The organism is Tistrella mobilis, from assembly GCF_041468085.1.
Lineage (GTDB): Bacteria > Pseudomonadota > Alphaproteobacteria > Tistrellales > Tistrellaceae > Tistrella > Tistrella mobilis_A.
This window is the reverse complement of sequence record NZ_CP121017.1, coordinates 1,200,187-1,225,387: the sequence shown is the minus strand read 5'-3', so window position 1 is coordinate 1,225,387 and position 25,201 is coordinate 1,200,187. Positions and strand designations below refer to the sequence as shown.

20 protein-coding genes are annotated in these 25,201 nt (G+C 67.7%); 2 read left to right on the top strand and 18 right to left on the bottom strand.

Translation table 11 applies throughout. The features are described 5' to 3' along the window. The 3 genes from P7L68_RS11340 to P7L68_RS11330 form a co-directional block, all read right to left on the bottom strand. Positions 1-1,266 (bottom strand): radical SAM protein, encoded by a 1,266-nt coding sequence (locus tag P7L68_RS11340; protein WP_372005328.1) that lies wholly within the window; start codon positions 1,264-1,266, stop codon positions 1-3. 219 nt (positions 1,267-1,485) lie between these two features. Next, positions 1,486-2,667: an aromatic ring-hydroxylating dioxygenase subunit alpha gene (locus P7L68_RS11335; RefSeq protein ID WP_372005325.1), complete on the bottom strand. Its 1,182-nt coding sequence runs from the start codon at positions 2,665-2,667 to the stop codon at positions 1,486-1,488. A 308-nt stretch (positions 2,668-2,975) separates the two neighbouring features. Next, positions 2,976-3,461 carry a PaaI family thioesterase gene (locus P7L68_RS11330; protein WP_372005323.1) on the bottom strand — a complete coding sequence of 162 codons (486 nt, stop codon included), beginning with the start codon at positions 3,459-3,461 and terminating at the stop codon, positions 2,976-2,978. 182 nt (positions 3,462-3,643) lie between these two features. Here P7L68_RS11330 and P7L68_RS11325 point away from each other — a divergent pair, with 182 nt between their 5' ends. After that, positions 3,644-4,876 carry an IS110 family transposase gene (locus P7L68_RS11325; protein WP_372000016.1) on the top strand — a complete coding sequence of 411 codons (1,233 nt, stop codon included), beginning with the start codon at positions 3,644-3,646 and terminating at the stop codon, positions 4,874-4,876. Between the two features lie 29 nt (positions 4,877-4,905). Here the strand turns inward: P7L68_RS11325 and P7L68_RS11320 are convergent, their stop codons facing one another. The 4 genes from P7L68_RS11320 to P7L68_RS11305 all read right to left on the bottom strand — a co-directional run bounded on the left by P7L68_RS11320 (position 4,906) and on the right by P7L68_RS11305 (position 10,336). Continuing rightward, positions 4,906-5,391 carry a MaoC family dehydratase gene (locus P7L68_RS11320; protein WP_372005321.1) on the bottom strand — a complete coding sequence of 162 codons (486 nt, stop codon included), beginning with the start codon at positions 5,389-5,391 and terminating at the stop codon, positions 4,906-4,908. 91 nt (positions 5,392-5,482) lie between these two features. Then, positions 5,483-7,594 (bottom strand): NAD-dependent DNA ligase LigA, encoded by a 2,112-nt coding sequence (gene ligA / locus P7L68_RS11315; protein WP_372005318.1) that lies wholly within the window; start codon positions 7,592-7,594, stop codon positions 5,483-5,485. A 95-nt stretch (positions 7,595-7,689) separates the two neighbouring features. Then, a complete protein-coding gene (gene recN / locus P7L68_RS11310; protein ID WP_372005316.1) occupies positions 7,690-9,366 on the bottom strand; it encodes a DNA repair protein RecN in 1,677 nt (558 codons plus the stop codon). A gap of 76 nt (positions 9,367-9,442) precedes the next feature. Continuing rightward, positions 9,443-10,336: an outer membrane protein assembly factor BamD gene (locus P7L68_RS11305; protein WP_372005313.1), complete on the bottom strand. Its 894-nt coding sequence runs from the start codon at positions 10,334-10,336 to the stop codon at positions 9,443-9,445. Between the two features lie 773 nt (positions 10,337-11,109). Here P7L68_RS11305 and P7L68_RS11300 point away from each other — a divergent pair. After that, entirely contained in the window at positions 11,110-11,592 is a 483-nt protein-coding gene (locus P7L68_RS11300; RefSeq protein WP_372005310.1) for a helix-turn-helix domain-containing protein, read from the top strand. Positions 11,593-11,696: 104 nt separating this feature from the next. Here the strand turns inward: P7L68_RS11300 and lpxC are convergent, their stop codons facing one another. From lpxC to mraY, 11 genes are all read right to left on the bottom strand, one after another. Further along, the gene (gene lpxC / locus P7L68_RS11295) at positions 11,697-12,662 is read right to left on the bottom strand and encodes a UDP-3-O-acyl-N-acetylglucosamine deacetylase (RefSeq protein WP_372005307.1); all 966 of its coding nucleotides are present in this window, start codon (positions 12,660-12,662) and stop codon (positions 11,697-11,699) included. Between the two features lie 369 nt (positions 12,663-13,031). After that, on the bottom strand, positions 13,032-14,597 hold the full coding sequence (ftsZ, locus tag P7L68_RS11290) for a cell division protein FtsZ (protein ID WP_372005305.1): 1,566 nt from the start codon (positions 14,595-14,597) through the stop codon (positions 13,032-13,034). A gap of 80 nt (positions 14,598-14,677) precedes the next feature. Beyond that, entirely contained in the window at positions 14,678-15,913 is a 1,236-nt protein-coding gene (gene ftsA / locus P7L68_RS11285) for a cell division protein FtsA (protein WP_372005302.1), read from the bottom strand. An 86-nt stretch (positions 15,914-15,999) separates the two neighbouring features. After that, positions 16,000-16,944: a cell division protein FtsQ/DivIB gene (locus P7L68_RS11280; RefSeq protein WP_372005299.1), complete on the bottom strand. Its 945-nt coding sequence runs from the start codon at positions 16,942-16,944 to the stop codon at positions 16,000-16,002. Further along, complete coding sequence (locus P7L68_RS11275; protein ID WP_372005297.1) at positions 16,932-17,846, bottom strand: D-alanine--D-alanine ligase; 915 nt, start codon at positions 17,844-17,846, stop codon at positions 16,932-16,934. The genes P7L68_RS11280 and P7L68_RS11275 overlap by 13 nt, the downstream gene beginning before the upstream one ends. Beyond that, positions 17,843-18,853: a UDP-N-acetylmuramate dehydrogenase gene (gene murB / locus P7L68_RS11270; protein ID WP_372005294.1), complete on the bottom strand. Its 1,011-nt coding sequence runs from the start codon at positions 18,851-18,853 to the stop codon at positions 17,843-17,845. The genes P7L68_RS11275 and murB overlap by 4 nt, the downstream gene beginning before the upstream one ends. Continuing rightward, positions 18,853-20,277, bottom strand: a complete 1,425-nt coding sequence (gene murC, locus P7L68_RS11265) for a UDP-N-acetylmuramate--L-alanine ligase (protein WP_372005291.1) — start codon at positions 20,275-20,277, stop codon at positions 18,853-18,855. Before murC ends, murB begins: the two co-directional genes overlap by 1 nt. Further along, positions 20,274-21,497: an undecaprenyldiphospho-muramoylpentapeptide beta-N-acetylglucosaminyltransferase gene (gene murG, locus P7L68_RS11260; protein WP_372005289.1), complete on the bottom strand. Its 1,224-nt coding sequence runs from the start codon at positions 21,495-21,497 to the stop codon at positions 20,274-20,276. Before murG ends, murC begins: the two co-directional genes overlap by 4 nt. After that, positions 21,494-22,615, bottom strand: coding sequence for an FtsW/RodA/SpoVE family cell cycle protein (locus P7L68_RS11255; RefSeq protein ID WP_372005287.1), 1,122 nt, complete (start codon positions 22,613-22,615; stop codon positions 21,494-21,496). Before P7L68_RS11255 ends, murG begins: the two co-directional genes overlap by 4 nt. Continuing rightward, on the bottom strand, positions 22,612-24,063 hold the full coding sequence (murD, locus tag P7L68_RS11250; protein WP_372005285.1) for a UDP-N-acetylmuramoyl-L-alanine--D-glutamate ligase: 1,452 nt from the start codon (positions 24,061-24,063) through the stop codon (positions 22,612-22,614). The genes P7L68_RS11255 and murD overlap by 4 nt, the downstream gene beginning before the upstream one ends. Before the next feature lie 32 nt (positions 24,064-24,095). Beyond that, complete coding sequence (mraY, locus tag P7L68_RS11245; protein WP_372005283.1) at positions 24,096-25,184, bottom strand: phospho-N-acetylmuramoyl-pentapeptide-transferase; 1,089 nt, start codon at positions 25,182-25,184, stop codon at positions 24,096-24,098. Positions 25,185-25,201: the final 17 nt, after the last annotated feature.

Below are 25,201 nucleotides of genomic sequence, written 5' to 3'. Positions count from 1 at the left end.
TCACGCCACCACCTCCGGTACCCGAACCCGCGCGTCCCCGGCCTCTGCCGCCTCGCGACCGGCGACCGCGGCCAGCAGCGGGTTGGGCAGGGTTTCGCCATGGGCGAGATCGACCGAGACCTGCGTGGCATGGCCGTCGCCGATCGGGTCCATCACCGCCTGACGGCGGCCGGCATCCTTCGTCCAGTGGAACGGACCCCAGATGAACTGCTTCCAGTAGCTCTCGGCCATCTCGACCCAGGTTTCCAGCATCACCTTGTCGGTGAGGAAGCGGTCCATGCTGACCACCATCCACGAAATCACCGCCTGGCTGTCGCGGCAGCCGTTGCAATGGCCCGAGGTGCAGCAGAACTTGACCGTCTTGAGATCGGCCGCCCAGGTGTTGAAGAAGGGCAGCACCGGGTTGCCGTTGACCAGCCGGTCGGCATGGCCGGCATGGTCCTGCGACAGCGACGGGCAGACGTCATAGCCGAAGCGGCCGAAATGGCTGCGACCGGTGATCATGGTGCGGATGTAGTAAGGCGTGCTGACCACGGTCTCGGGATATTTCGCCCGCACGCGGAGCGCTTCTTCCAGCAGCTCTTCCTGCCGGGCAAGCGCCGTCGGATCCTCGGCGTCATAGGCGCTGTAGAAGTTGAAGTTGACCCGGTTGCCGTTGTCGCGGATCCGGACCACCGTCTCTTCGATATGCTCGATACCGGTCTCGGTCAGCGCATAGATGAAGCCGGCGCGCGGATCGTCGCGGTAATTGGCAAGCGCGGTTTCGAACAGGCCGGTGAAGGTGCGGCCGCTGGGCTTGATGCCGCGCAGCTGGTCGTCCATCGGCCCGCCGCCGAACAGGGTCAGGCCGATCGCGACGTTCTCGAACCCCTCCATCGGCAGCCGGCGCAGCCCGTTGGACGAGATCGTCACATAGGGCATGTGCTTGACATACAGCCGCAGCCGGTCGGGAAAGAGGGTCGGCTCGCCGCCGATCACCAGGGCAGCATTCACCCGCCGTTCCTTGGTCTCCTTGATCAGGAAGGCTTCCAGCGCCTCGGCATCCTTGGCCTCCCGCGTGGCGGTGTCGTGGCCGTATTCGAAGAACCAGCAGCCCTTGCAACGGATGTTGCAGGCATTGGTGAGGTGATATTCGCTGACGCGGATCTTGCGGGAGAAGCGCAGCACCGCCTGCAGGCGGTCGCGAAGCTCGTCCTCGCCGTCGAGCAACGCCTCCAGGCGTTGCATGCGCTCACGCGTTACATTGCGATTTTCGTCGGTCTTCATCCGAGGCAGCCCCTTCGTCGTCGTCGTTTCGCGGTGTCGTTTCGCGGATCGGCGGGGGTCGCAGATTGAGAGCCGGGCGGGCGCGCACCTCCCCCGGCCGGGCGCGTGGAGCCCACGCGCCCGCAGGAGATCTGATCGTCGTGTCGGTGTCGTTTCGCCGCGCCGGCTCAGGACCCGGCAATCACGGGGTCCGGGATCATGGGATCACGGGTCCCGGGATCACTCGGCCGCTTCGGCATAGCGGACCCACTCGGCCTGACCGTTCAGCATCGCCTCCACCTCCTGGTGGAACCAGGCGAGGGCCTGTTCGTAACGGCCGAAGACGAAATGGTCGTTGGCACCGGAATTGAGCGCCGCCTGGATCGCCTCGGAGCGGTCGCTGTCCTCTTCGGTCACCTCGAAGACGACATGCATGCTCTTCGACCAGATGTCCTGGGCGGTGGCGCTCTCCAGATATTTCGGCGGCACCAGCGTGTAGGCCGGCAGCTTGCAGTTGTCGATGCCATCGGGCCAGACCTGGAAGATGGCGCAATGATCGGGCAATACCGCCAGCATCAGGTTCGGGAAGATGGTGTAGAGCACGGTGGAATGGTCGCGCAGGTTCCAGGTCTCGCGATCCTGGTCGCGGATCTCGGGGATCGAGCGCTTGGGCAGCACCACCCGGGCATGTGGCGACAGCCGGTCGAAGGCGGCGGTGTTGTCCAGGAAGACCGGCCAGATGGTCTTCGTGTGGGTGCGGCGGGTGTGATAGTTCTCAAGGAACGTATCCAGCGCCAGCTTCCAGTTGGTCTTCTTCTCCAGCTGGGCGGGCCGCCAGACGACGTAATCGGCGGTGCCGATATGCTCCAGCTCGTGCGCCATGGGCCCGAGCCAGGCATCGACATCCACCTTGGGCGCGGTCGGGTCCACCTGAACGAAGACGAAGCCGTAACGCTCGGCGCAATGCAGCCGGCGCAGGCCCATCTCCTCGCGCTTCATGTTCGGAAAGCCTTCCGCCGCGGGCACGCCGACCAGTTTGCCGTCGGTGCCGTAGGTCCAGGCATGATAGGGGCAGACGAAGCTGCGCTTGTGGCTGCCGCATTCCTCCCAGACCAGCTTGGTCCCGCGGTGGCGGCAGGCGTTCAGAAAGGCATTGACCGAACCGTCCTGGGTGCGGACCAGCAGGATCGGCACCCCGGTGACGTCCATGGTCTTGTAGTCGCCGGGCTTGGGCAGCTCGCTGCCATGGGCGACGATGATCGGGTTGCGGCGGAAAATGATCTCGACCTCGCGCTTGTAGCGCTCGGGATCGATATAGCGGCTGACCGGGTTGTGATACTCGGCCGGGTCCATTTCCGTGGTGCGGCGATCGATCATGTCGAACACACGGTCGATCAGATGCACCTGGGTGGCGTGATCCATGGCGTCCTCATCGAATTATTGATTTTTAGAGCATCGGGTCGTGTCTGCGGACGGGCACGCATCCGGTGTGGACGGCTGGCTGCCCTGGGGACTCAAACTCGGTTCAAAATATACCTGTGGTTGTGATCTATCGCAATGCACGAAATAGATGAATCATAATCTACCATTGATTCGTAATCTTCGACTCCGATGTGATCCGGATGATGGACGTGTGCAGGGGCCGGAAAGATTTCGGAGGACGGCCCGGCCCTGCACGATGGCAGGCGGGTCCGTCCCCCGGATTCGGGTATGCACGGGCGCGGGCCCGGTCATTTGCGCGGGTGCAACACCGCGCAGGTCGTCGTTGCATGGGCGTAGAGCGTGCCGTCGGGGCCGATCAGCCGGCCTTCGGCGGTGCCCAGCATGCGGCCGGCATGGATGGCGCGGCCGATGGCACGCACCGGGCTGACCGTCACCGGCAGGGCCCGCACCATATTGACCTTCAACTCCACGGTGGTGGAGCCGACCCCTGCCGGCATAAGGCTGTGGATGGCACAGGCGACCGCCGCATCCAGCAGGGTCGCCATATAGCCGCCATGGGCGACGCCCATGCCGTTCAGCACATGCGGCCCGGGCTCGGCGACGATCTCCGCCTCGCCGCGTTCGATCCGCGCCAGGCGGAAGCCCAGCGTCTCGGCGATCGGCGACAGCGACCGGCCGCCATCGATATAGGCCTGCAGCTGCGCCAGCCCGTCGAGGCCGGCAATGTCGTGGGCCTCGGCGTCTCCGGTCGCGCTTGTATGAATTCCACTCATCGGGCCGTCTCCTGGTAGGATGTTTGGCCTGATAGCCGGGAGAGGGTCGCCGCGTTGCGCTCGAAGGATGATCTTCGTGCATGAGATTGGCGCCCTCGCCCGGTGCTTTTTGCCCGAACGGTATCCGGCGGTGTCGTGGCGAGGGGGCGGATGACCGCCCCGATCGGGGCGGTCATCCGCGCATGGACAAGCAGGGGCACGAGCACCGGCTCCGAGGCTTCCGGCTCATCCGCACGGGAGGCGCCATGCAATTCGTCGGCATCGACATCGCGTCGGAAACCCATGTCTTCGCCATCCTTGATGCGGACGGCACGGTCCTGGCCAAACCCAAGCCGTTCACCGAAGACGCGGCCGGGCACGGCGCGTTGCTGGCCGCGCTGGCCCCGCCGGGTGAGGCGCTGGTGGTCATGGAGGCGACCGGGCATTACTGGAAGAACCTGTTCGCCGTGCTGGCGGCCAAGGGCTACGAGGTCGCCCTGATCAACCCGCTGCGCACCCACCGCTTCCAGGGCGAGAGCCTGGAGCGCACCAAGACCGACGCCATCGACGCCCTCGGCCTGGCCCGCTTCGGGCGGGAAAAGCGCCCCTCCCCGACCCGGCTGGGCAGCCGGGCCAGCGAGGAGCTGCGCGAACTGGTTCGCCACCGCGACCGGCTGCGCCAGGATTTCGACGACCGCGTCCGCCAGCTCCGCCGGCTGGTCGATCTCGGCTTCCCGGAATTCCGACGCTATGTCCGCACGCTCGACAGCATGCTGGCCACCGCCATCCTGGCGGAATACCCCACCGCCGAGGCCGTCGCCAAAGCCACGCCACGCCGGCTCGCCAAGCTGCGCTACGATGGCCGCCACGCCGTCGGAAGCGAACTGGCCGACCAGATCATCGCCGCGGCCAAGCGCTCGGTCGGCCAGCACCACGGCCCCGCCTACCGCGTCCAGGTCCGCGACATCTGTCAGGATCTCGATCTGTGGCGCCGCCGCTTGGCCGACCGTGACGACGACATCACCCGTCTGCTCGACGAGCACGAGGTCGGCTCGCTGCTGACCTCCATCGACGGAATCGGTCCCAGCACCGCAGCACGCCTCATCGCCGAACTCGGCGATCCGGCCCGCTTCGACAGCCCCGCAGCCCTGGCAGCCTACGTCGGCGTCATCCCAGCCCTGCGCCACTCCGGAAAGCGCCGCCCCACCCGCGCCGGCATCACCCCGATCGGCAACGCGCGCCTGCGCACCGCCTTGTGGATGCCAACCCTCACCGCTGTCCGCCGAAACCCGTGGCTCAAAGCCTTCTACGACCGACTGCGCGCACAGGGAAAGCCACCAAAGCTCGCCCTCGTCGCCGCCATGCGAAAACTCCTCGTCGCCGTCTACGCCGTCGCCAAGGCTCGAAAACCCTTCGTGCCAAAGCTCGCCGACTGAAAAAAGCGCTTGCTCAGCGTGACGGTATCTCATGCCACCACCACCCGCCGGCGGAGCATCCACATGCTGCGCATGGTGCAGATCACCTCGTCATTCTGGTTGAAGGTCTTGTAGAGCAGTTTGACGATGCCGCGATCCGGCTTGGACCGGCTGGGCACGACCTCGGTGACCTCCAGCTCCAGACGGATGGTATCGCCGGGGCGCATGGGCTTCAGCCAGCGGACCTCGTCGAGGCCGGGCGAGCCCATCGACGCGGTCGAGACGATCTGCGCCTCCAGCACCAGCCTGAAGCCAAGCGCGAGGGTATGGAAGCCGCTGGCGATGATCCCGCCATAGATGCTGGCGGCAGCCGCCTCGCGATCGACATGGAAGGGCTGGTTGTCGAACTGGCTGGCGAAGGCGATGATCTCGTCTTCGGTGACGCTGCGCGCGGGCGTACGGAAGACCTGCCCGGCGGCGAAATCCTCGAAATGGAGGTCGGTCACGGGTGGGCTGGCGGCGGTGTCTGCGGACATGGGATCGGGCTACCTTGCTGCGGGTCTCTTCCTGCGGACCCTTGAAACGAACGTTTGATCCGCAGGAGTATGCCCGTTTCTGCCAGCCTCGTCAGCCTTCGCCGTTCCCCGCTGCCCCACCGGTTGCCTCAAGGAACTCGTCCTCGGTCCAGACCTCGATGCCCTTCTCGCGCGCCTTGGCAAGCTTGGAGCCGGCAGCCGCCCCGGCAACCAGGATGCTGGTCGCGGAAGACACCGAGCTTGCCACCGTGGCGCCATGCTGTTCGGCGCGGCGCTTGGCGGAATCGCGGGTCAGCTTCTCCAGCTTGCCGGTGAAGACCAGGGTCTTGCCCGACAGGCTGCCCGACACCTGCGTCGGGATATCCGCCTCGATCACCTCCACCTCGGCGGTCAGCGCCTCCAGCACCTCGCGGTTATGCGCCTCGGCCATGAAATCGGTCAGCGCCTCGGCAACCACCGGGCCGATGCCGGCGATGGCGTCAAGATCGGCCCGCGCCGCACTTTCCGGATCGGCGGCGGCTTCGAGCCCGGCGCGCCAGGCCTCAAAGCTTCGATAATTGCGCGCCAGCAACTTCGCCGTGTTCTGGCCGACATGGCGGATGCCCAGGGCGAAGATGAAGCGGTCGAGCGGCAGACGGCGCCGCGCCTCGATCGCCGCCAGCAGGTTGTCGGCCGATTTGCGGCCCCAGCCGGCCCGCTTCGTCAGGTCGATCTCGCCGGTTTCCTGACGCTGGGGCAGAGTGTAGATGTCGACCGGGCTGCGGATCAGCCCGTCTTCGAAGAAGGCTTCGACCTCCTTGCGGCCCAGCCCCTCGATATCGGCGGCATCGCGGGACACGAAATGCTTCAGCCGCTCCACCGCCTGGGCCGGGCAGATCAGCCCGCCGGTGCAGCGCCGCACCGCCTCTCCCGGCTCGCGCACCGCATGCGACCCGCAGGCGGGGCAGACGGTCGGCGCCTCGAAGGGGACGGTATCGTTCGGGCGTTCGGCGACCACCACCTCCACCACCTGCGGGATGACGTCGCCGGCACGCTGCACCACCACCAGATCGCCGATCCGGATGTCCTTGCGCGCGATCTCGTCCTCGTTGTGCAGGGTTGCGCGCGAGACGACCACGCCGCCGACCGTCACCGGCTCCAGATGCGCGACCGGGGTGAGTGCACCCGTGCGGCCGACCTGGATTTCGATGCCGAGCAGCCGGGTCTTCGCCTGTTCGGCCGGGAATTTATGCGCGATTGCCCAGCGCGGCGCCCGCGCCACCTGGCCCAGCAGCGCCTGCCAGTCCAGCCGGTCGATCTTGTAGACCACGCCGTCGATGTCGTAATCGAGCGCATGGCGGCCATCGCCGATCTCACGATAGCGTTCCAGCAGCTCGTCGGCACTTCGGCACAGCCGGCGCAGCGGATTCACGGTGAAGCCGAAATGCTCAAGCCGGTCGAGCGCGCCCGACTGGGTTGCCGCCAGCGGCTCCGAGACCTCGCCCCAGGCATAGGCAAAGAATTTCAGTGGCCGCTTGCGCGTGATCTCGGGGTCGAGCTGGCGCAGCGAGCCGGCGGCGGCATTGCGCGGATTGGCGAACAGCGCCTCGCCCGCTTCGGCACGACGCTCGTTCAGGGCGGCGAAATCGGCCTTGCCCATATAGACCTCGCCGCGCACCTCCACCAGATCGGGGGCATCCTCGGGCAGGGTCTCGGGCACGTCGTCGATCGTCAGCATGTTGCGGGTGACGTCCTCGCCCTCGGTGCCGTCACCGCGGGTCGCCGCCACCACCAGCCGGCGGTTCTCGTAGCGCAGACTGGCCGAGAGCCCGTCGATCTTAGGCTCCGCCACCACCGCAAGCTCGTCGTCTTCCTTCAGGTTCAGACCCTTGCGGGCCCGGGCCAGGAACTCCACCACATCCTCGTCTTCGAAGGCATTGCCGAGGGAGAGCATCGGCCGGGCATGACGGACCTTGGCGAAGCCCTCGGCCGGGGCCGCGCCCACCATCCGGGTCGGGCTGTCCGCCGTCTGGAGTTCCGGGTAAAGCGTCTCCAGCCGGATCAGATCGGCGCGCAGCCGGTCGTAATCGGCATCGCTGATCTCGGGTGCCGCCTCTTTGTAATAGCGCTGATCGTGATAGCGGATGCGCTGGACCAGGGCCTTGTGGCTCTGACGCGCCTCTTCGAGCGTGGGCTGCATCACGGTCTCGTCGCGGTCGGTCATGGCCGGAAGGCTCCCTCAAGACGCGGTATCGAAGGATCGGGGCGCGAGATGTACGACGATGGCGGGCCGGGGGCAAGCCCGGCACAGCGTCCCGCTCAGCTGCGCACGGCCAGGCTCATCAGCCGGTCGGCCGCGGCCCGTGCCTCGGCGGTGAGTTCGGCCCCCGACAGCATGCGGGCCACCTCTTCACGCCGCTCGGCAGCCGTCAGGGCGCGCACTTCGGTAAGGGTGGTCTCGCCCTCGATCCGCTTCGCCACCCTCAGATGCAAATCACCACGTGCCGCAACCTGTGGGTTGTGGGTGACGACCAGGACCTGGGCATGGCCGCCCAGGCGCTGCAACCGTTCGCCCACCGCATCGGCCACCGCACCGCCGATGCCGCTGTCGACCTCGTCGAAGACCAGGGTGCCGGCGCTGGCCGTGCGGGCCAGCACCACCTTCAGCGCCAGCATCAGCCGCGACAGCTCACCGCCCGATGCCACCCTGGCGAGCGGGCCTGCCGGCGCGCCCGGATTGGTGCGGACCATGAACTGGCAGCGTTCGATGCCTTCGGGCCCCCAGGCGTCTTCGGGCAGCGGCTCGAAGGCGACCGCGATCTCGACCCGGCCCATGCGCAGCGGCCCGAGTTCGGCCGCGATCGCCTTGATCAACTCGTCTGCTGCCGCCTTGCGGGCCTGGCTCAGGGCCTCGGCAGCCTTGCGGTATACCCGGCGCGCCTCGGCGGCCGCGGCGGTCAGTTTGGCCGCGACCGTACCGCCGCCGTCGATCAATTCCAGCCGGGCACGCAGCTTCCGGGCAAGCTCGGGCAGGTCTTCGGTCGTGACCTGATGGCGGCGGGCGGCGGCACGCAGGGCATAGAGCCGGTCCTCGACCACTTCCAGGCTGTCTTCGCCCAGGTCCAGATCGGCGAGCAGCCGCTCGACCCCCGCGACGCCTTCGCCGATCTCGATCGAGGCGCGCTCCAGCCCGGCCCGCAGCTGGCGGACCCGCTCGTCGGTTTCGGCATCGGGCAGGCGTTGCAGGGCGCGATCGGCATCCAGCAGCCGCACCTCAAGCGTCGGCTCACCGTTCAGCGCATCCAGTGCCGCATTCAGCGCCGCCACGATCCGGTCGGCATTCTGCAGCCGCTGGCGGCGATGGACCAGATCCTCTTCCTCTCCCGGCTGCGGCTTCAGCTTGTCGAGATCGGCGAGGCTGGTGCGAAGATGGTCCTCTTCGCGCCGCACCGCCTCGGCCTCGGCCTCGGCGCGATCGCGGGCGGTGTCCGCAGCCTGCATCTCGCGGAAGCGACGCGCCACCTCTGCCTTCAGCGCCTCGTGGCCGCCGAACTGGTCCAGCACCTCGCGATGGGTGCGCGGATCCAGCAGGCCGTGCTGATCGTGCTGACCGTGGATCTCGACCAGCACCTCGCCCAGCTGGCGCAACAGGCCCACGCCGACGGCCCGGTCGTTCACCCAGGCACGGCTGCGGCCATCGGGAGTGACGGTGCGCCGCAGGATCAGCGGCAGCGCGGCCGGGATATCCTGCCCGGCCAGCATGGCCAGCGCCGGATGATCCTCCGCCACCTCGAACACGGCCGTGACCGAGGCCTGGGCGGCGCCGGCGCGCACCAGCCCGCTGTCACCCCGGGCTCCCAGCGCCAACCCCAGCGCATCGAGCAGGATCGACTTGCCGGCACCGGTCTCGCCGGTCAGGACGGCGAGGCCGGGGCCGAGGTCGAGATCGAGCCGGTCGATCAGAACCACGTCGCGGATCGAGAGACTGGCGAGCATCCGGTCTTCCGTGACGATTGCGAAGGAAACAGTGGGTCAGGTGGATGGCGGAACGGGGCGGCGGGCGGGTGCCGGATCAGAAAACCGATTTGAAGGCCCGGCTGATCCACGACCCCTTGTCTTCCAACGGCTGCAGATTGCGGCCGGTAAGCTGAGCATAGCTGTCCTGGTACCAGTCGCTGCCGGGATAGTTGTAGCCCAGCACGGCAGCGGCCGTCTGGGCCTCGCGCTCGATGCCCAGCGACAGATAGGCCTCGACCAGCCGGTGCAGCGCCTCGGGCACGTGGGTGGTGGTCTGGTAGCGTTCGATCACGGTGCGGAAGCGGTTGATCGCCGCGATGTACATGCCACGGGTCAGATAGTAGCGGCCGATTTCCATTTCCTTGCCGGCCAGATGGTCGCGGGCAAGGTCTATCTTCAGCCGGGCGTCACGGGCATAGGCGCTGTCGGGGAAGCGACGCACCACCTCCTGGAAAGCCTCCAGCGACTTGCGGGTCATCTCCTGGTCGCGGCCGACATCCGAGATCCGCTCATAATGGCAGAGCCCGACCAGATAATAGGCGTAGGCCACATTGGGGTTGCCGGGATGCAGGTCGATGAAGCGCTGCGCGGTTGCGATCGCATCTTCATACTGATTGGCCTGGTAGTAGGAATAGGCGGCCATCAGCTGCGCCTCGGTGGCCCAGGTCGAATAGGGATGCTGACGTTCGACCTCGTCGAAGCTCTGCGCCGCCTTGCGATACTCGCCCTGGTCCAGTTCGTTCGCCGCCTGGCTGTAGATCTGCTCCACCGGCCGCTCGACATAAGCAGGGCGGTCGTCGTCATCGCTTGAGCACGCGGCAAGCCCCGCCACACACGCCGCCAGAAGGCCGGCCCGCAGGATTCTATGGGCCCGGATCCTGTAGGCGCGGGTCACGGCTGTCGCCGTCCGCATCGCGATCGCCCGTTCCGTTGCGACTGCCTTCGCCATCCGTTCCCCGTCATGCTGCTCGGTGTCATGTCACGTCTCTGCCGGCCCTGGCCAAGCGGCCGCTACTATACCACTCCTGATCCGCACGAACAGAGCCGTGGCACCCGCACTGCATATCCGCAGAAACGGGCCGTGAAGCGGATGACATGTGACGTATCGGCATCATGGCTGCCTCAAAACACGTCGCCTCCCCGGCAAAAATGCCGCCGCAACGATCCGGGGACGGGAACGTTGATGCGAATGGTCTGCGCAAGGCGATGGTGCAACATGCGCGACGTCAATGCCTTCCGGTCATGTACACCCGAGCCCACCCCCGCAGGCTCCGCACCACGTGCCCGTGGTTTCAAGTCCCGGACCGGGTATCGTTCGCAGAGGATGCGACTGCAACCCGGCGTTTGCAGTCAGAGAGTAGCAACACTAAGAAACGCCATGTTCACATTGTCAGAAATGAACCCGATCGAAGCTTTTACCATTTCTTCACCACGCTAAATATTTCCGAGAATACTCGATGAAGACACATTGATGTTCGGATATATCTCCTGAAACTCAATCATCCCGCGATCATTACATTACTGCTTTTTGCAAATTGTCATAAAACAGGTGAGGCTACCCAGCCCTTCGCACTTCGCAAGCAACCGACGGTGTTATCGGATTAGATCAGTTTCTAGCGAAAAAGCCATAAACGATTGTTTTGGTGCCCGCTATGTCTCTTGGCCTGCAATGAATGATTACTCGAAGTTCTGTTTGACAAAGTTGTTCATGAGACCGCAAATATGAGCAACAAAAACATGCATAGAGACGCCTGCGCTATGGGGGAACTGGCTAGACGTGTCGATAATTTCGTCGGGGAGCGGATCCGTCTGAGGCGGACGCTGCTTGGCATGACCCAGGAACACCTGGCGGCGGCTCTCGATATTTCGTACCAGCAGGTACAGAAATACGAAACCGGGCTCAATCGTGTGAGTGCGGGCCGCCTGTACGAAATCTCGACCAAACTCGGTGTACCGGTCGCCTTCTTCTTCGACGGTCTGGAAGAGATGGCAGACAGCATCGATCCGGACGCGCCCAAGGAACATGGCGGCAAGAACCGCTCGACCATTGAACTCGTCCGGTACTTCACCGACATTACCGATCAGACCCTGAGGACGGCGATCATCCGCCTGATCAAGGCTTTGGCCGAGGGAAACGGACAGCGGGGCGAACACACCGACGACCTGGACATGACCGATCTTCTGGACGACGACCGGCAGCATTGAGCGCCGGCCGTTGGCCGCATACACCTGATCCAACGCTGAAGGCCCGCATCGCGAAACACGATGCGGGCCTTTGGCTTGTTACGGCTGGTGTCGGAGAGGCGGTCTCAGGCGGCCTCGACCGCCCGGGCGGTATCGACTTCGCGGCAGCTGGTATAGCGCCAGGCGGTCGGGTCGGCGAAGAGAGCGTGCAGCAGGGCGTTGTTCACGCCATGGCCGGGCGCCAGCCCCTCGAAACGCGCCAGCAGGGGCGCACCGGCAAGGTAGAGGTCACCGACGGCATCCAGCGCCTTGTGACGCACGAATTCGTCGGCATAGCGCAGGCCCTCGGGGTTCAACACCCGGTCGCCGTCGACCACCACTGCATTGTCGAGCGAGCCGCCGCGGCCGAGGCCGGCTGCGCGCATCTGCTCCACCTCGTGGGCGAAGCCGAAGGTGCGGGCCGCCGCCAGCTCCGACGAGAAGCCCCGGGCGGTCAGGTCGATCACGATCCGCTCGCGTCCGATCACCGGGTTGGCGAAATCGATGGTGACGTCCAGGGTCCAGCGGTCTGCGGGCAGCAGGCGCACCACCGAGTTGCCCTGCACCAGTTCCACCGGCTTCAACACCTCGATGAAACGCCGTGCCACGGGCTGCTCGATCATGCCGGCCCGCTCGATCACCTGGATGAAGGGGCGCGAACTGCCGTCCATCACCGGCACTTCAGGCCCGTCGATGTCGATGATCAGATTGTCGATGCCCATGGCGGCCAGTGCCGCCATCAGGTGTTCCACGGTGGACACCGTTACGGCCGGCCGGTCGCCGCTGGCGGGCACGCCCAGCATGCTGCACAGCCGGGTGTTCACGATCATGTCGTGGCGGGCAGGCACCATCGCGCCGTCCATATCGGTGCGGCGAAAGATGATGCCGGTATCGGCAGCGGCCGGGCGCAGCACCATCTCCACCGGCGTACCGCTATGAAGACCGACGCCGCTGCACCGCATCGGCACAGCCAGCGTCCGCTGGCGCACCACGCCCTGCGGCGCGGCGGTGCGGAGGAAATCGGCGCTGTCGCGGATGTCATTGAGGTACACGGGTCATGCTCCGTTGCGGCCACGTCCGGATCGGGTGCGATCCGTCAGTGAACAGGTAGCAAGCCCGACGTACAGGCTCAAATCACTCTTTGTTACCGATTGTAACAACACCGCTGCATGAAAACGCCGGCCCTGCATGAAAACGCCGGCCCGTGCCGCTGGGGCACGAGCCGGCGCCCGCCTGCGCGATGCCGAGCGACCGGACGCGCAAGAGCGTTCGCAACCACCCTCCCCACCGGCGGAGGCTGCCGCGGTGGGGCCGGAGGCGGTGCGTTCATGTCGGAGGGACCGGCTGCACGCGCGACGGAGCGCGTGCAGCCCCGGGGTCCCCCGTGGGGTCGTCGTCGATCTGCGGCGTCGCCGCAGCCGTCAGTTCGCCTGGCGGCGCAGGAAGGCCGGGATCTCCAGCAGATCATTCTCCTCGTCGGCCGGCTGCTGGCGCACGGGTGCGCCACCGTCGACATGGTCGAGGCGGGGCGCACGGCGCGGCTCTTCCGGCGCCGGACGCGCAGTCGCCTCGCTCTCGCGGCGATGGGCGCCGGTCATCCGCTGCAGGAACGAGAACTTGCGCGGTGCGGCCTCGGTTGCCGGGCGATCATCGACCACCGCACGCGCGGGCTGCTGCTCCACCGCACGCGGCGCCGGCTCCAGTGCCAGCGGTTCGTCCGCCATCTCGATACGGGTCGGCTGGCGCTCCGGTGCACGCACCGGCTCGGGGGCGATGAAGCTGCCATCCTCGACCTCGCCGCGCGGCATCTGCGGCTGGGACGGGCGGCCCCCTTCGCTGCGGGCGGTGGTGACGGCCGGCGCCGGGCTTTCCACCACGGTGCGACGGGTGCCGCCGGCAGCCGCCATCTGCGGCGCCTGCTGCATGGCCGCCGCCTGCTGGGCCTCGTGGCGGGCCTGCGACTGACCGCGGGCGGCGGCTTCCGCCTCCTGCTCGCGACGGGCGCGCTGACGGGCGACCTCTTCGGCATCGATGCCGGTGGCCACCACCGACACGCGGATCGTGCCTTCCAGGCTGGGATCGAAGGTCGAGCCGAAGATGATATGCGCCTCGGGATCGACTTCCTCGCGGATGCGGTTGGCGGCCTCGTCGACCTCGTACAGGGTCATGTCGCCGCCGCCGGTGATGTTGATCAGCACGCCGCGCGCGCCCTTCATCGACACGTCGTCGAGCAGCGGGTTCGAGATCGCGGCTTCGGCGGCCTCGATCGCGCGGTTGTCGCCGCCGGCCTCGCCGGTGCCCATCATCGCCTTGCCCATCTCGCTCATCACGGTGCGGATGTCGGCGAAGTCCAGGTTGATCAGGCCGGGCATGACCATCAGGTCGGTCACGCCGCGCACGCCGGCATAGAGCACGTCGTCGGCCATCTTGAAGGCATCGGCGAAGGTCGTGCGCTCGTTGGCGACCCGGAACAGGTTCTGGTTCGGGATCACGATCAGGGTGTCGACATATTTCTGCAGCTCGTCGATGCCCGAATCCGCCAGCCGCATGCGGCGGGTGCCTTCGAAGTGGAAGGGCTTGGTGACCACGCCGACGGTCAGAATGCCCTTCTCGCGCGCGATCTGGGCGATGACCGGCGCCGCGCCGGTGCCGGTGCCGCCGCCCATGCCGGCGGTGACGAACACCATATGGCTGCCGTCCAGATATTCGGAGATCTCTTCCATGGTCTCCTGGGCGGCGGCGCGGCCGACCTCGGGGCGCGCACCCGCACCCAGGCCATGGGTGATCATCTGGCCCAGCTGGATGCGGCGTTCGGCCTGGCTCTGGTTCAGCGCCTGCGCATCGGTGTTGCAGACGATGAACTCCACGCCTTCCAGCTGCGCGTTGATCATGTTGTTGACGGCGTTGCCGCCGGCGCCGCCCACACCGACCACGGTGATCCGCGGGGTCAGCTGCATGCTGTCGGGGATACTGAGATTGAGGGACATGACGTGTTGCCTCCTGGTCGCTCGGACTTGGATCCGCCCCCGCCGCGATCGCCGACACGGGGACGGGAAACTTCAGGGTTTCAGAAATTCGATTTCAGCCAGCGGCCCAGCCGGCCGAAGGTGCCGCGGCCGGCATCCGGTCCGGCATCGCGCTCGCCCACCTCGCCCCAATCCGCCACGGCATGGGCGATCAGTCCGGTGACGACCGAGAAGCCGGCGCCGCCGGACTGTTCCAGTTCTCCCGAGGCCGCGATCGGCCGGCCGAGCCGGACCTGGCGGCCCAGAACCCGGCCCGCGAGTTCGCGCAGGCCCTGCAGCTGCGACGCCCCGCCGGTCAGCACCACGCGCTTGGCGCCGACCTCGGCAAGGCCGCTCTTCTCAAGGCGCTCGCGGATCAGCTCCAGGGTCTCCTCGACCCGGGGGCGGACGATGTTGACCAGAAGCGAACGCGGAACGTTCTGGACGCCATCGGGCTCCCCCACCCGGGGCAGTTCGATCAGTTCACGGGCATCCGACGGGGTTGCGATCGCCGATCCGTACAGCGTCTTCATCCGCTCGGCATGGACCAGCGGCGTCTCCAGCACCTGGGCGATGTCGCGGGTGACATGCAGGCCGCCGACGCCGAAACCGTCGACATGGATCAGGCTGCCGTTGAAGAACACGGCCATGGTGGTGGTGCCCCCGCCCATGTCGACCACGGTGGTGCCCATGTTGCGCTCGTCCTCCACCAGGCAGGCGAGGCCGGCGGCGAAGGGCGAGGCGACGACCGCCTCGATCTCCAGATGGCAACGGGCGATGCACAGCTCCAGATTGCGCCACGGGCTCGACTGAGCGGTCACCACATGCATGCTGACGCCCAACCGCTCGCCATACATGCCGCGCGGATCGCGGATGCCGCCGGCATCGTCGATCGAATGATCGACCGGCAGGGCATGCATCACGGCCCGGTCGTCGCCCAGAAACATGCGACGGCCCTCGGCATAGATCCGGCGGATATCGGCATCGGCCACGGCATGGCCGGCGATTTCGACCTCCAGATCGATCAGATGGCTCGACATCACCGTCGACGGCAGTGCCACGACCACCCGTTCGATGGTCTCCCCCGACATCTGCTCGGCCGCATGGACCGCCGCCAGAATCGAGGCCTCGGCCTGTACCATGTCGACGATCAGCCCGGCGCGCAGGCCGCGCGCCGCCTGATGGCCGATGCCGCGGACGCGCCAGCGGCCATGGCCGTCACCTTCGGCGATGAAGCACACCACTTTGGTGGTGCCGATGTCGAGTGCCGCAATCAGGCCGCCGCGCCCCTTCGCCATGTTTTCCCACCTTCCCGCTTGTGCGATACACACTGAGTGGCCCTTGGGGCCGTTCGGAGTCCGTCGTCTTCTTCGTCGTCAGATCGTCAGGCGTCGAGACCGGGGCCGGTCGCAGCCACCCCCGGCGGGCGCTTGACCACCGGCTTCATCCGCTCGGTCAGGGCTGCCGCATCCGTCAGCCTGACCGCGAACTGGCCGGCGATCCTGAGGTCGACCGAGGTGATCGCCTTTTCGAGGATGCCGTGATCGCGCTCCACCTCGGCGAGGCGCTTCCAGGCCTCCACTGCATCCCTGGCCGGCAGGCGCACCACCACGCCGTCCTTCAGATGCACATCCCAGCGCCGGCCACCGACCCGCACCCCGGCCACGAAACGATCAGCCAGATCGGGGGCGGTCTCGACCAGATCCAGCAGCTGCGCCACCAGCTGCGGGGCGTCGTCGCCCACCACCACCGGCAGATGGGCGAAGCGGCCGACATCCACGCCTTCGATCAGCGCGCCCTTGCGGTCGACCAGGATATGCCCCTCGCCGACCTGCCAGAGGGCCGCCGCCTGACGTTCGCGGATGCGGACATAAAGCGTGTCCGGCCAGCGCCGTTCGATCGAGGCGCGCTCCACCCAGGGCAGCTGTTCCAGCCTGAGGCGCATCTGATCGAGATCCAGCGCCAGCATCGGCGTGCCCTGGTCAACAGCCATTGCCCCAAGTACCTGTCCGGGCTTCGTTTCGTACCGGCCTTCCAGGTAGATTTCCTTCACCGCCAGCCCGAGATGGCCGGCCTGGACCACCGCAAAATCATGAACACCATCCGCCGCCGTCTCCGCGGTGCCGGACGACCACAGCCACCAGCCGGCGCCGCCGACCAGCGCCAGTACCCCCAGCCTGCGCCCCCAGATGGCCGCGGGCCGCAGCCATTTCGGCCGACGCCGGCGACGACGCAAGGCTTCCGCCAGGGCGGCTGCTTCCTCCGCGCCTTCGAAGCCATGGGTGGTGACCCGCTTGACGCGGATGTCTTCGGTGCTCAGGCGTCGCATGCGGCGTGCTCCACCATCCATCTGACCAAAGGTCCGAACGCGATCCCCGCGGCGGCGGCCTGTTCGGGGACCAGCGAGAGCGGCGTCATGCCCGGCTGGGTGTTCACTTCCAGCAGGATCAGCCCCTCGGTGCCGGGCTTCGTATCGTCCCAGCGAAGATCGGCGCGGCTGACACCGCGGCAGCCGAGCGCCCGATGGGCCGTCTCGGCGATCTCCTTCGCCCGCGCGGCCAGTTCTTCCGGCACCGGGGCCGGAACCAGATGCACCGCGCGGCCATCGGTGTACTTGGCCTCGTAGTCGTAGAAGTTCTGAACCGGCCGGATCTCGGTCAGCCCCAGCGCCTTGCCGTCCATCACGCCGACGGTCAGCTCGCGGCCGGGAATGTAGCGTTCCACCAGGACCACGGGCCCGTGGGTCCAGCTGCGGTTGCCGAGCGGGGTCTCACTCTCGTCGCGCACGATGCGCACGCCGACACTCGATCCCTCCTGGGCGGGCTTCAGCACATAGGGAACGGGCATCGGGTGTTCGCGGCCGATCTCGTCGATATGCATCACCCGGTCTTCGGCCACCGGCAGGCCGGCGGCGGCGTAGAGCCGCTTGGCAACCGGCTTGTCCATGGCGATGGCAGAGGCGAGCAGGCCGGAATGGGTATAGGGCAGCCGCATCAGGTTCATCACCCCCTGCACGCAGCCATCCTCGCCGAAACGGCCATGCAGGGCGTTGAACACGACATCCGGGCGGATCTCGGCCAGCCTGGCCCCCAGATCGGCACCGGCATCGATCTCGGTCACCCGATAGCCCTCGCCGCGCAGCGCCTCGGCACAGGCGCGGCCGCTGGTCAGCGAAACCTCGCGTTCCGCCGACATGCCGCCCATCAGTACCGCCACATGCTGCGTGGTCATGCCTCGCTCCTGCTTTCGTCCGTGATTGCGCCGGGCACCGCGCCGGCCGGGCGGCCGATGCGACGGATTTCCCAGGTCAGTTCGATGCCCGAAGTGGCCCGCACCCGTGCACGCACCTCCTCGCCCAACGCCTCGATCTCGGCCGCCGTGGCCCCGCCGGTGTTGATGAGGAAATTGCAGTGCCGCTCCGACACCTGAGCGGCACCGATCTGCAATCCCCGGCAGCCGGCCCGGTCGATCAGTTCCCAGGCCCTGGCGCCTTCGGGGTTGCGGAAGGTGCTGCCGCCGGTGCGGGACCGGACCGGCTGGCTTTCCTCGCGCTTTGCCCTGATCTCGTCCATCCGCGCCCGGATCCGGGCCGGATCACCCGGCCGGCCGCGCAGACGGGCAGCGGTGAAGATCCAGTCGGCCGGTGCGGCCGAGTGGCGATAGCTGAGCCCCAGCGCCCCGGCCGGCACCTCGTGGATGCGCCCGGCCCGGTCGACCGCGGTGGCAGAGACCAGGACATCGGCGATCTCGGCACCATAGGCACCGGCATTCATCCGCAGCGCGCCACCGATGGTGCCCGGAATGCCCGACAGGAATTCAAGACCGGCGAGACCCGCCCGCTGCGCCAGCTCGGCCACGTTCACGTCCAGCGCGCCGGCGCCGGCGATCACATCGGTGCCGTCCACCTCCATATCGACGAAACCGCGTCCCAGCCGGACCACCACACCGGCCACGCCACCATCGCGCACCAGCAGGTTGGAGCCGACGCCGATCACCGTCACCGGCACATCCGCGGGCAATGCGGCCATGAAATCGGCCAGATCCTGCACCCCGGCCGGCTTGAACAGCGCCTCGGCCGGGCCGCCGACCCGGAACCAGGTCACCCGGTCCAGCATCGCGCCATGGCTGATCCGCCCGCGCACCGCCGGCAGGCGGCCGGCCAGAGGCAGGGCGGCGGCACCGCCCTCTCCGTCGGCGGCGGCATGCCGGATGGTGTGCGTCAGGGCGGCATCGGCCATCACGCGCCGTCCTCCTCTTCAAGTGCGGCCAGCTCGCGCGGCAGCTTCTCGGCCCAGGCCGTGATGTTGCCGGCGCCCAGGCACACGATCATGTCGCCATGCGACACCAGCGGCTTCACCACGGCGGCCAGCGTCTCGGGGCCGTCCAGCGCCACGACATGACGATGGCCACGGGCCCGCAACCCTTCGACCAGCGCATCACGATCGATGCCCTCGATCGGGGTCTCGCCCGCCGCATAGACATCGGCCACGACCACGGTGTCGGCGTCGTTGAAGCAGGTGCAGAATTCCTCGAACAGGCTCATCAGCCGGCTGTAGCGGTGCGGCTGCACGACCGCCACCACCCTGTGATCCTGGGCAACACCACGGGCCGCGCGCAGCACCGCCGCAATCTCGACCGGGTGATGGCCGTAATCGTCGATCACCCGAACCCCGTTCGCCTCTCCGGTCACGGTGAAGCGCCGCTTCACGCCTGCGAAACCGGCCAGCGCCTTGCGCACCGCGTCGTCGGGAATGCCCAGCTCGTCGGCGACGGCGATCGCCGACAGCGCGTTCTGGACATTGTGCGGCCCGTGCATGGCCAGATGCAGATCGGTGATCCGCCGCTCCGATCCCGCGCGCCGGTCGCGGATCACCGCGGTGAAGCGGGCGCCGTCGACATCATGGCGCACATCGACCGCGCGGATATCGGCCTGGGGGTTGAAGCCATAGGTCACGATCCGGCGGTCCTGCACCTGACCGATCAGGGCCTGAACCTCGGCATGGTCGCTGCACAGCACCGCCAGGCCATAGAAGGGAATGTTCTCGACGAAGGTCCGGAAGGCTTCCCGCACCGCGGCGAAGCTGCGGTAATGGTCCAGATGCTCGGGGTCGATATTGGTGACGATGGCGATGGTCGCCGGCAGCTTCAGGAAGCTGCCGTCGCTCTCGTCGGCCTCCACCACCATCCACTCGCCCTCACCCGGGCGGGCATTGGTGCCATAGGCATTGATGATGCCGCCATTGATGACGGTGGGGTCGATATCGCCGGCATCCAGCACCGCCGCCACCAGAGAGGTGGTGGTGGTCTTGCCATGGGTGCCGCCCACCGCGACCGCGGATCTGAGCCGCATCAGTTCGGCCAGCATCTCGGCCCGGCGCACCACCGGCAGGAAGCGCCGCCGCGCCTCGACCAGTTCCGGATTGTCCTGACGGATCGCCGAAGAGACGACCACCACCGCAGCGTTGGCGATGTTATCCGCCACATGGCCGATGGCGACGCGCACGCCCTTCGCGCGCAGCCGGCGGACATTCGCGTTTTCCGCGATGTCGCTGCCCTGCACGTCGTAGCCGAGGCCCTGAAGGATCTCGGCGATGCCCGACATGCCGATGCCGCCGATGCCGACGAAATGCAGCGTGCCGATGGTGAGCGGAATGCGCCTCATGCGGTCTCCTCGCGCCCGCCGAACGGCGACAGGCCGCCCGTCGGGGTCTGGTTGGTCGTGGTGGTGCGAAGGCCACCCTCGGTGTCGGCCGGCAGCGCCCGGCCTTCGGCCAGCGCCTCGACCAGATCGGCAAGCCGGGATGCGGCATCGGCCCGACCGACGCTCCGCGCTGCCTCTGCCATGCGTGCCAGCCGGGCGGGATCTTCCGCCAGATCGGCGATCGCCCGGGCCAGAGCCTCGGGCGTGGCCGTCGGCTGGGCCATGGCGATGGCGGCGCCGGCATCAACCAGCGCGCGGGCATTGGCGGTCTGATGGTCGTCGATCGCCCCCGGCAGCGGAACCAGCAGCGACGGCCGGCCGGCAGCGGCAAGTTCGGCGACGGTAGAGGCGCCGGAGCGTGCGACCACCAGATGCGCCGCCGCCAGGCGCTCGGGCATGTCGGCGAAGAAGGGCGCCAGTTCGACCGCGGCGAAGCCCTGACCGGCCAGTGCCGCCTGGGCCCCGGCCATGTCCTCGGGCCGGACCTGGATCACCAGCCGGGTGCGGGCCTTCAGCGCCGCCGGCAGCAGGGCCGCGGCCTTGGGCAGGGTGGTGCCCAGGAAGCGCGCGCCCTGGCTGCCGCCGGTCGAGAACAGCACGAAATCCGCCCCCGCCGCGGGGGCGGCATAGGGCATGTCGGCCACCGCCGCCACCTCGGCCCGGACGGGATTGCCGGTCACCCGCACCCGACCGCGCGCCGCATCGGGAACCGACCTGGTGTCGGCGACCGACAATGCCAGCAGGCGGGCCTTGCGGCCGAGCAGACGATTGGCGCGGCCCAGCACCGCATTCTGTTCATGCAGGCCCACCGGCAGGCCGGCGAGCAGGGCCGCGAGCGTCGCCGGAAGCGCGGCGTAAGAACCGAAGCCGACCACGGCCGCAGGCGCCAGACGCCGCATCAGGCCGCGGGCCCGGCCCACGCCGCGCAGCAGGTCCACGGCCCCCTTGATCCGACGGCCGATCCCCATGCCCGAGACGCCGCCCGCGGGCAGCGCGTGGACATCGACACCCTCGGGCATGCGGACATGGGCGACGCCGCGGGCATCGGTCGCGAAATCGACCGTCCAGCCGCGCCGGATCAACTCGGCCGCAAGCGCCCGGGCCGGGAAGACATGGCCGCCGGTGCCGCCGGTGGTGACGACGATGCGGCCGCGGGTCTGAACGGGACGCAGAGCGCTCATCGCGTGCCCTCCAGATAGCGGCGGCGGGTCAGCGCCAGCATCATGCCCAGGCCAGCCGCAGTCGCGACCAGCGACGAGCCGCCGTAAGAGATCAGGGGCAGGGTCATGCCGGTGGTCGGCATCAGATGGACGGCGACGCCCATATTGATGAAAGCCTGCAGGCCGAAGCTGCCGAGCAGGCCCGAGACCGCCAGCACCACGAACAGGTCACGCTCCTGCATCATCCGCATATAGCCGCGCAGGATGATGCCGCCGAAGGCCGCGATCATCAGCAGACAGGCGAGCGCGCCGAATTCTTCAGCGGTGACCGCAAAGATGAAGTCGGTATGAGCATCGGGCAGCACCGCCTTAACCAGCCCCTCACCCGGGCCGCGGCCGATCAGCCCGCCATTCTGGATCGCCGACAGCGAGGTCATGATCTGATAGTTGTCGCCGCTCGCCGGGTCGAGGAAACGGTCGATGCGGCTCGCCACATGGTCGAGCATCAGATAGCCGCCGACCAGGCCGGCAAGGCCGCCGCCGACCACCAGCGCCACCAGAATCCAGGGCAGGCCCGCGACGAAGACCTGAACCGACCAGGTGCCCAGCACCAGCATCGTCATGCCGAAATCGGGCTGAGCCACGATGAAACCCACCACAGCAACCAGCATGGCGAGTGTGACCAGATAGCCGGTCAGGTTGCGGCGCACCCGAGCATCGGCCAACGCCCAGGCGGTGGCAATGCAGAAGAATGGGCGCACGAACTCCGAAGGCTGAATGGCGATCGGGCCGGCGCCAATCCACTGGCGGGCGCCCTTGATCTCGCTGCCGACCACTGGCACCAGCGCCAGCAACAGCAGGAAGACACAAAAGCAGATTCCGCCCACCGACTTCACCTGCTCGGGGCTGAGCATAGACAGGCCGATCATCACCAGCACCGCCGGGACCACGAACAGCGCCTGACGGATGACGAAATGATAGGTCGGCGCGCCGATGCGGTTGGCGACGGCGGGCGAGGCCGCCATGGTCAGCACGATACCGGCCAGGACCAGCAGCAGGATCAGCAGCAGGGCAACCCGGTCGACGGTCCACCACCAGCGGGCGACGAGGCTTGTATCGGTTCGGGCGAAGGCGATCATGACCGTCCCTCCAGCCGGGCGGCGACCGCGGCACGGAAGACGTCGCCGCGATGCTCGAAGCTCTTGAACTGGTCGAAAGAGGCGCAGGCCGGCGACAGCAGCAGCGCCGTTCCCTCCCCCGCTTGCGGGTCGGCGGCAATATCGGCCAGCGCCTGATCCAGGGCTGCCTCAAGCGTTACGGTGATCGTCCAGGTCACCTCATCGCCCAGGGTCCGGGAGAAGGTCTCTGCGGCCTCGCCGATCAGATAGGCATGCGCCACGCGGTCGAACCACGGCCGGAGCGGGGCGATGCCGCCGGCCTTGGCCACGCCACCCGCAATCCAGTAGATCCGGCGGAAGGCGTCCAGCGCCGGGCGGGTCGCATCGGCATTGGTCGCCTTGCTGTCGTTGACGATGGCGACGGGGCCGATACGGCCCACGGTCTCAAGGCGATGGGCCAGGCCGGGATAGCTGCGGATGCCGGCGACGATGTCGTCGGGGGCAAGCCCCAGGGCCCGGGCCGCGGCATAGGCGGCGGCGGCGTTCTGGCCGTTATGGCGGCCGCGCAACGTCTCGATGCCGGCCAGGCTCATCACCGGCCTGGCACTGCCATTCATGTCGTCGATCAGCCGGAAATCGTCGTCGAGCCAGACACCGCCGGCCACCGGGCGGGTGGAGGCGATCGGGATCACCCGAAGCCGGCCTTCGGCGGCAAGATCGTCGAAGACTTCGATCGAGGGGCCGTCATCGCAGCCGATCACCGCGGTGGCTCCCGCCGGCTGCTGGTCGAACAGCCGGCGCTTGGCCGCGACATAGCCGGCGAAATCGCCATGGCGGTCGATATGGTCGGGGCTCAGGTTCAGCAGCACGCCGACATCGGCCGCAAACCGGCTGGTCAGGTCCAGCTGGTAGGACGACAGCTCCAGCACATAAAGATCGCCCGCCCCCAGCGCCGGCAGGGCCAGCGGCGCGATGCCGAGATTGCCGCCGACCGCCAGGCGGGCCGGTGCGCCGTCGGCGGTGCCGCCGGCGATCCGGCCGATGATGTGGCCCAGAAGCGCCGTCGTGGTCGACTTGCCGTTGGTGCCGGTGATCGCTGCATAGCGCGCAGCGCCACACGCGGCGAAGAGCAGGTCGACATCGCCGGTGATGGCGACATGGGCGGCCCGTGCCCGGCGCACGGTTTCATGCGGGCGTGGGAAATGCAGCGGCAGGCCGGGGGCGGCCACCAGCAGGCCGACCGCCTTCCAGTCGATCACATCCGGCGCCAGCACCTCGGCCCCCGCCCCGACCGCGGCGGCGCGTGCGGCCTCGTTGTCGTCCCAGGCGATCACCCGGGCGCCGCCGGCCTTCAGTGCCCGGATGGCGGCAAGGCCCGACCGCGCCAGCCCCGCCACGACCACGCAGCGATCCGCGACGCCGGGCACGACCGGGGTCGGCAGCGAGGCATCGGGGATAAGGGCGGACATCTGGTTCGGGCTCATGGGACGGGCTCGCCTCTTCAGCGCAGCTTGAGGGTGGACAGGCCGATCAGCGCCAGGACGAAGGCAATGATCCAGAAGCGGATGACGATGGTGCTCTCGGCCCAGCCCTTCTTCTCGAAGTGATGGTGCAGCGGCGCCATGCGGAAGACGCGCTTGCCGGTGAGCTTGAACGAGGCGACCTGGACCATCACCGAGACGGTCTCCAGCACGAACAGCCCCCCGATCACCGCCAGCACCAGTTCATGCTTGGTGACGACGCTGATCGCGCCGAGGGCGCCGCCAAGGGAGAGCGAGCCGGTATCGCCCATGAACACCATGGCCGGCGGCGCGTTGAACCACAGGAAGCCGAGCCCTGCGCCCACCAGCGCCCCGCAGAGCACCGTCAGCTCACCCGTGCCGGGAACGTAATGAACCTGCAGGTATTCGGCATAGATCGCATTGCCGACCAGATAGGCGATGAAGGCGAAGCTCGATGCCGCGATCATGACCGGCACGATGGCGAGGCCGTCGAGACCGTCGGTGAGGTTCACCGCATTGCTCGACCCGATCATCACGAACACCGCGAAGGGCACGTAGAGCAGGCCCAGATCCAGCAGAACGTTCTTCACGAACGGGATGGCAAGACCCGAGGCCTGGTCGTCGAGGGCGATGTACTGTACCCAGACCGCGGCGGCGACGCCGATCACGGTCTGGAGAAGCAGTTTCATCTTGCCGGGCAGACCCTTGGGGTTGCGCCGGACGACCTTCAGATAGTCGTCGGTGAAACCGATCAGGCCGAAGCCCAGCGTCACCATCAGCACGATCCAGACATAGGCGCTGGTCAGGTCCGCCCACAGCAGGGTGGAGAGACCGGCGCCGGTCAGGATCAGCACGCCGCCCATGGTGGGGGTGCCGCGCTTTTCGATCAGATGCCGCTCGGGGCCGTCGCTGCGGATCGGCTGTCCCTCGCGCTGCTTGCGGCGCAGCCAGCGGATCAGGCTGGGGCCGAGCACGAAGCTGATCAGCAGCGCCGTGATCAAAGCGCCGCCTGTCCGGAACGTCAGGTACCGGAAGACGTTCAGGAAGCTCAGATCGCTCGAAAGCGGATAGAGCAGATTGAAAAGCATGCGTGCTCCAAAACCGT

Bases quoted from the DNA above. Each gene is read 5' to 3' on its own strand.
- P7L68_RS11340 (WP_372005328.1), bottom strand. From the start codon at position 1,266: ATGAAGACCGACGAAAATCGCAATGTAACGCGTGAGCGCATGCAACGC.
- P7L68_RS11335 (WP_372005325.1), bottom strand. From the start codon at position 2,667: ATGGATCACGCCACCCAGGTGCATCTGATCGACCGTGTGTTCGACATG.
- P7L68_RS11330 (WP_372005323.1), bottom strand. From the start codon at position 3,461: ATGAGTGGAATTCATACAAGCGCGACCGGAGACGCCGAGGCCCACGAC.
- P7L68_RS11325 (WP_372000016.1), top strand. From the start codon at position 3,644: ATGGACAAGCAGGGGCACGAGCACCGGCTCCGAGGCTTCCGGCTCATC.
- P7L68_RS11320 (WP_372005321.1), bottom strand. From the start codon at position 5,391: ATGTCCGCAGACACCGCCGCCAGCCCACCCGTGACCGACCTCCATTTC.
- ligA (WP_372005318.1), bottom strand. From the start codon at position 7,594: ATGACCGACCGCGACGAGACCGTGATGCAGCCCACGCTCGAAGAGGCG.
- recN (WP_372005316.1), bottom strand. From the start codon at position 9,366: ATGCTCGCCAGTCTCTCGATCCGCGACGTGGTTCTGATCGACCGGCTC.
- P7L68_RS11305 (WP_372005313.1), bottom strand. From the start codon at position 10,336: ATGGCGAAGGCAGTCGCAACGGAACGGGCGATCGCGATGCGGACGGCG.
- P7L68_RS11300 (WP_372005310.1), top strand. From the start codon at position 11,110: ATGAGCAACAAAAACATGCATAGAGACGCCTGCGCTATGGGGGAACTG.
- ftsZ (WP_372005305.1), bottom strand. From the start codon at position 14,597: ATGTCCCTCAATCTCAGTATCCCCGACAGCATGCAGCTGACCCCGCGG.
- ftsA (WP_372005302.1), bottom strand. From the start codon at position 15,913: ATGGCGAAGGGGCGCGGCGGCCTGATTGCGGCACTCGACATCGGCACC.
- P7L68_RS11280 (WP_372005299.1), bottom strand. From the start codon at position 16,944: ATGCGACGCCTGAGCACCGAAGACATCCGCGTCAAGCGGGTCACCACC.
- P7L68_RS11275 (WP_372005297.1), bottom strand. From the start codon at position 17,846: ATGACCACGCAGCATGTGGCGGTACTGATGGGCGGCATGTCGGCGGAA.
- murB (WP_372005294.1), bottom strand. From the start codon at position 18,853: ATGGCCGATGCCGCCCTGACGCACACCATCCGGCATGCCGCCGCCGAC.
- murC (WP_372005291.1), bottom strand. From the start codon at position 20,277: ATGAGGCGCATTCCGCTCACCATCGGCACGCTGCATTTCGTCGGCATC.
- murG (WP_372005289.1), bottom strand. From the start codon at position 21,497: ATGAGCGCTCTGCGTCCCGTTCAGACCCGCGGCCGCATCGTCGTCACC.
- P7L68_RS11255 (WP_372005287.1), bottom strand. From the start codon at position 22,615: ATGATCGCCTTCGCCCGAACCGATACAAGCCTCGTCGCCCGCTGGTGG.
- murD (WP_372005285.1), bottom strand. From the start codon at position 24,063: ATGTCCGCCCTTATCCCCGATGCCTCGCTGCCGACCCCGGTCGTGCCC.
- mraY (WP_372005283.1), bottom strand. From the start codon at position 25,184: ATGCTTTTCAATCTGCTCTATCCGCTTTCGAGCGATCTGAGCTTCCTG.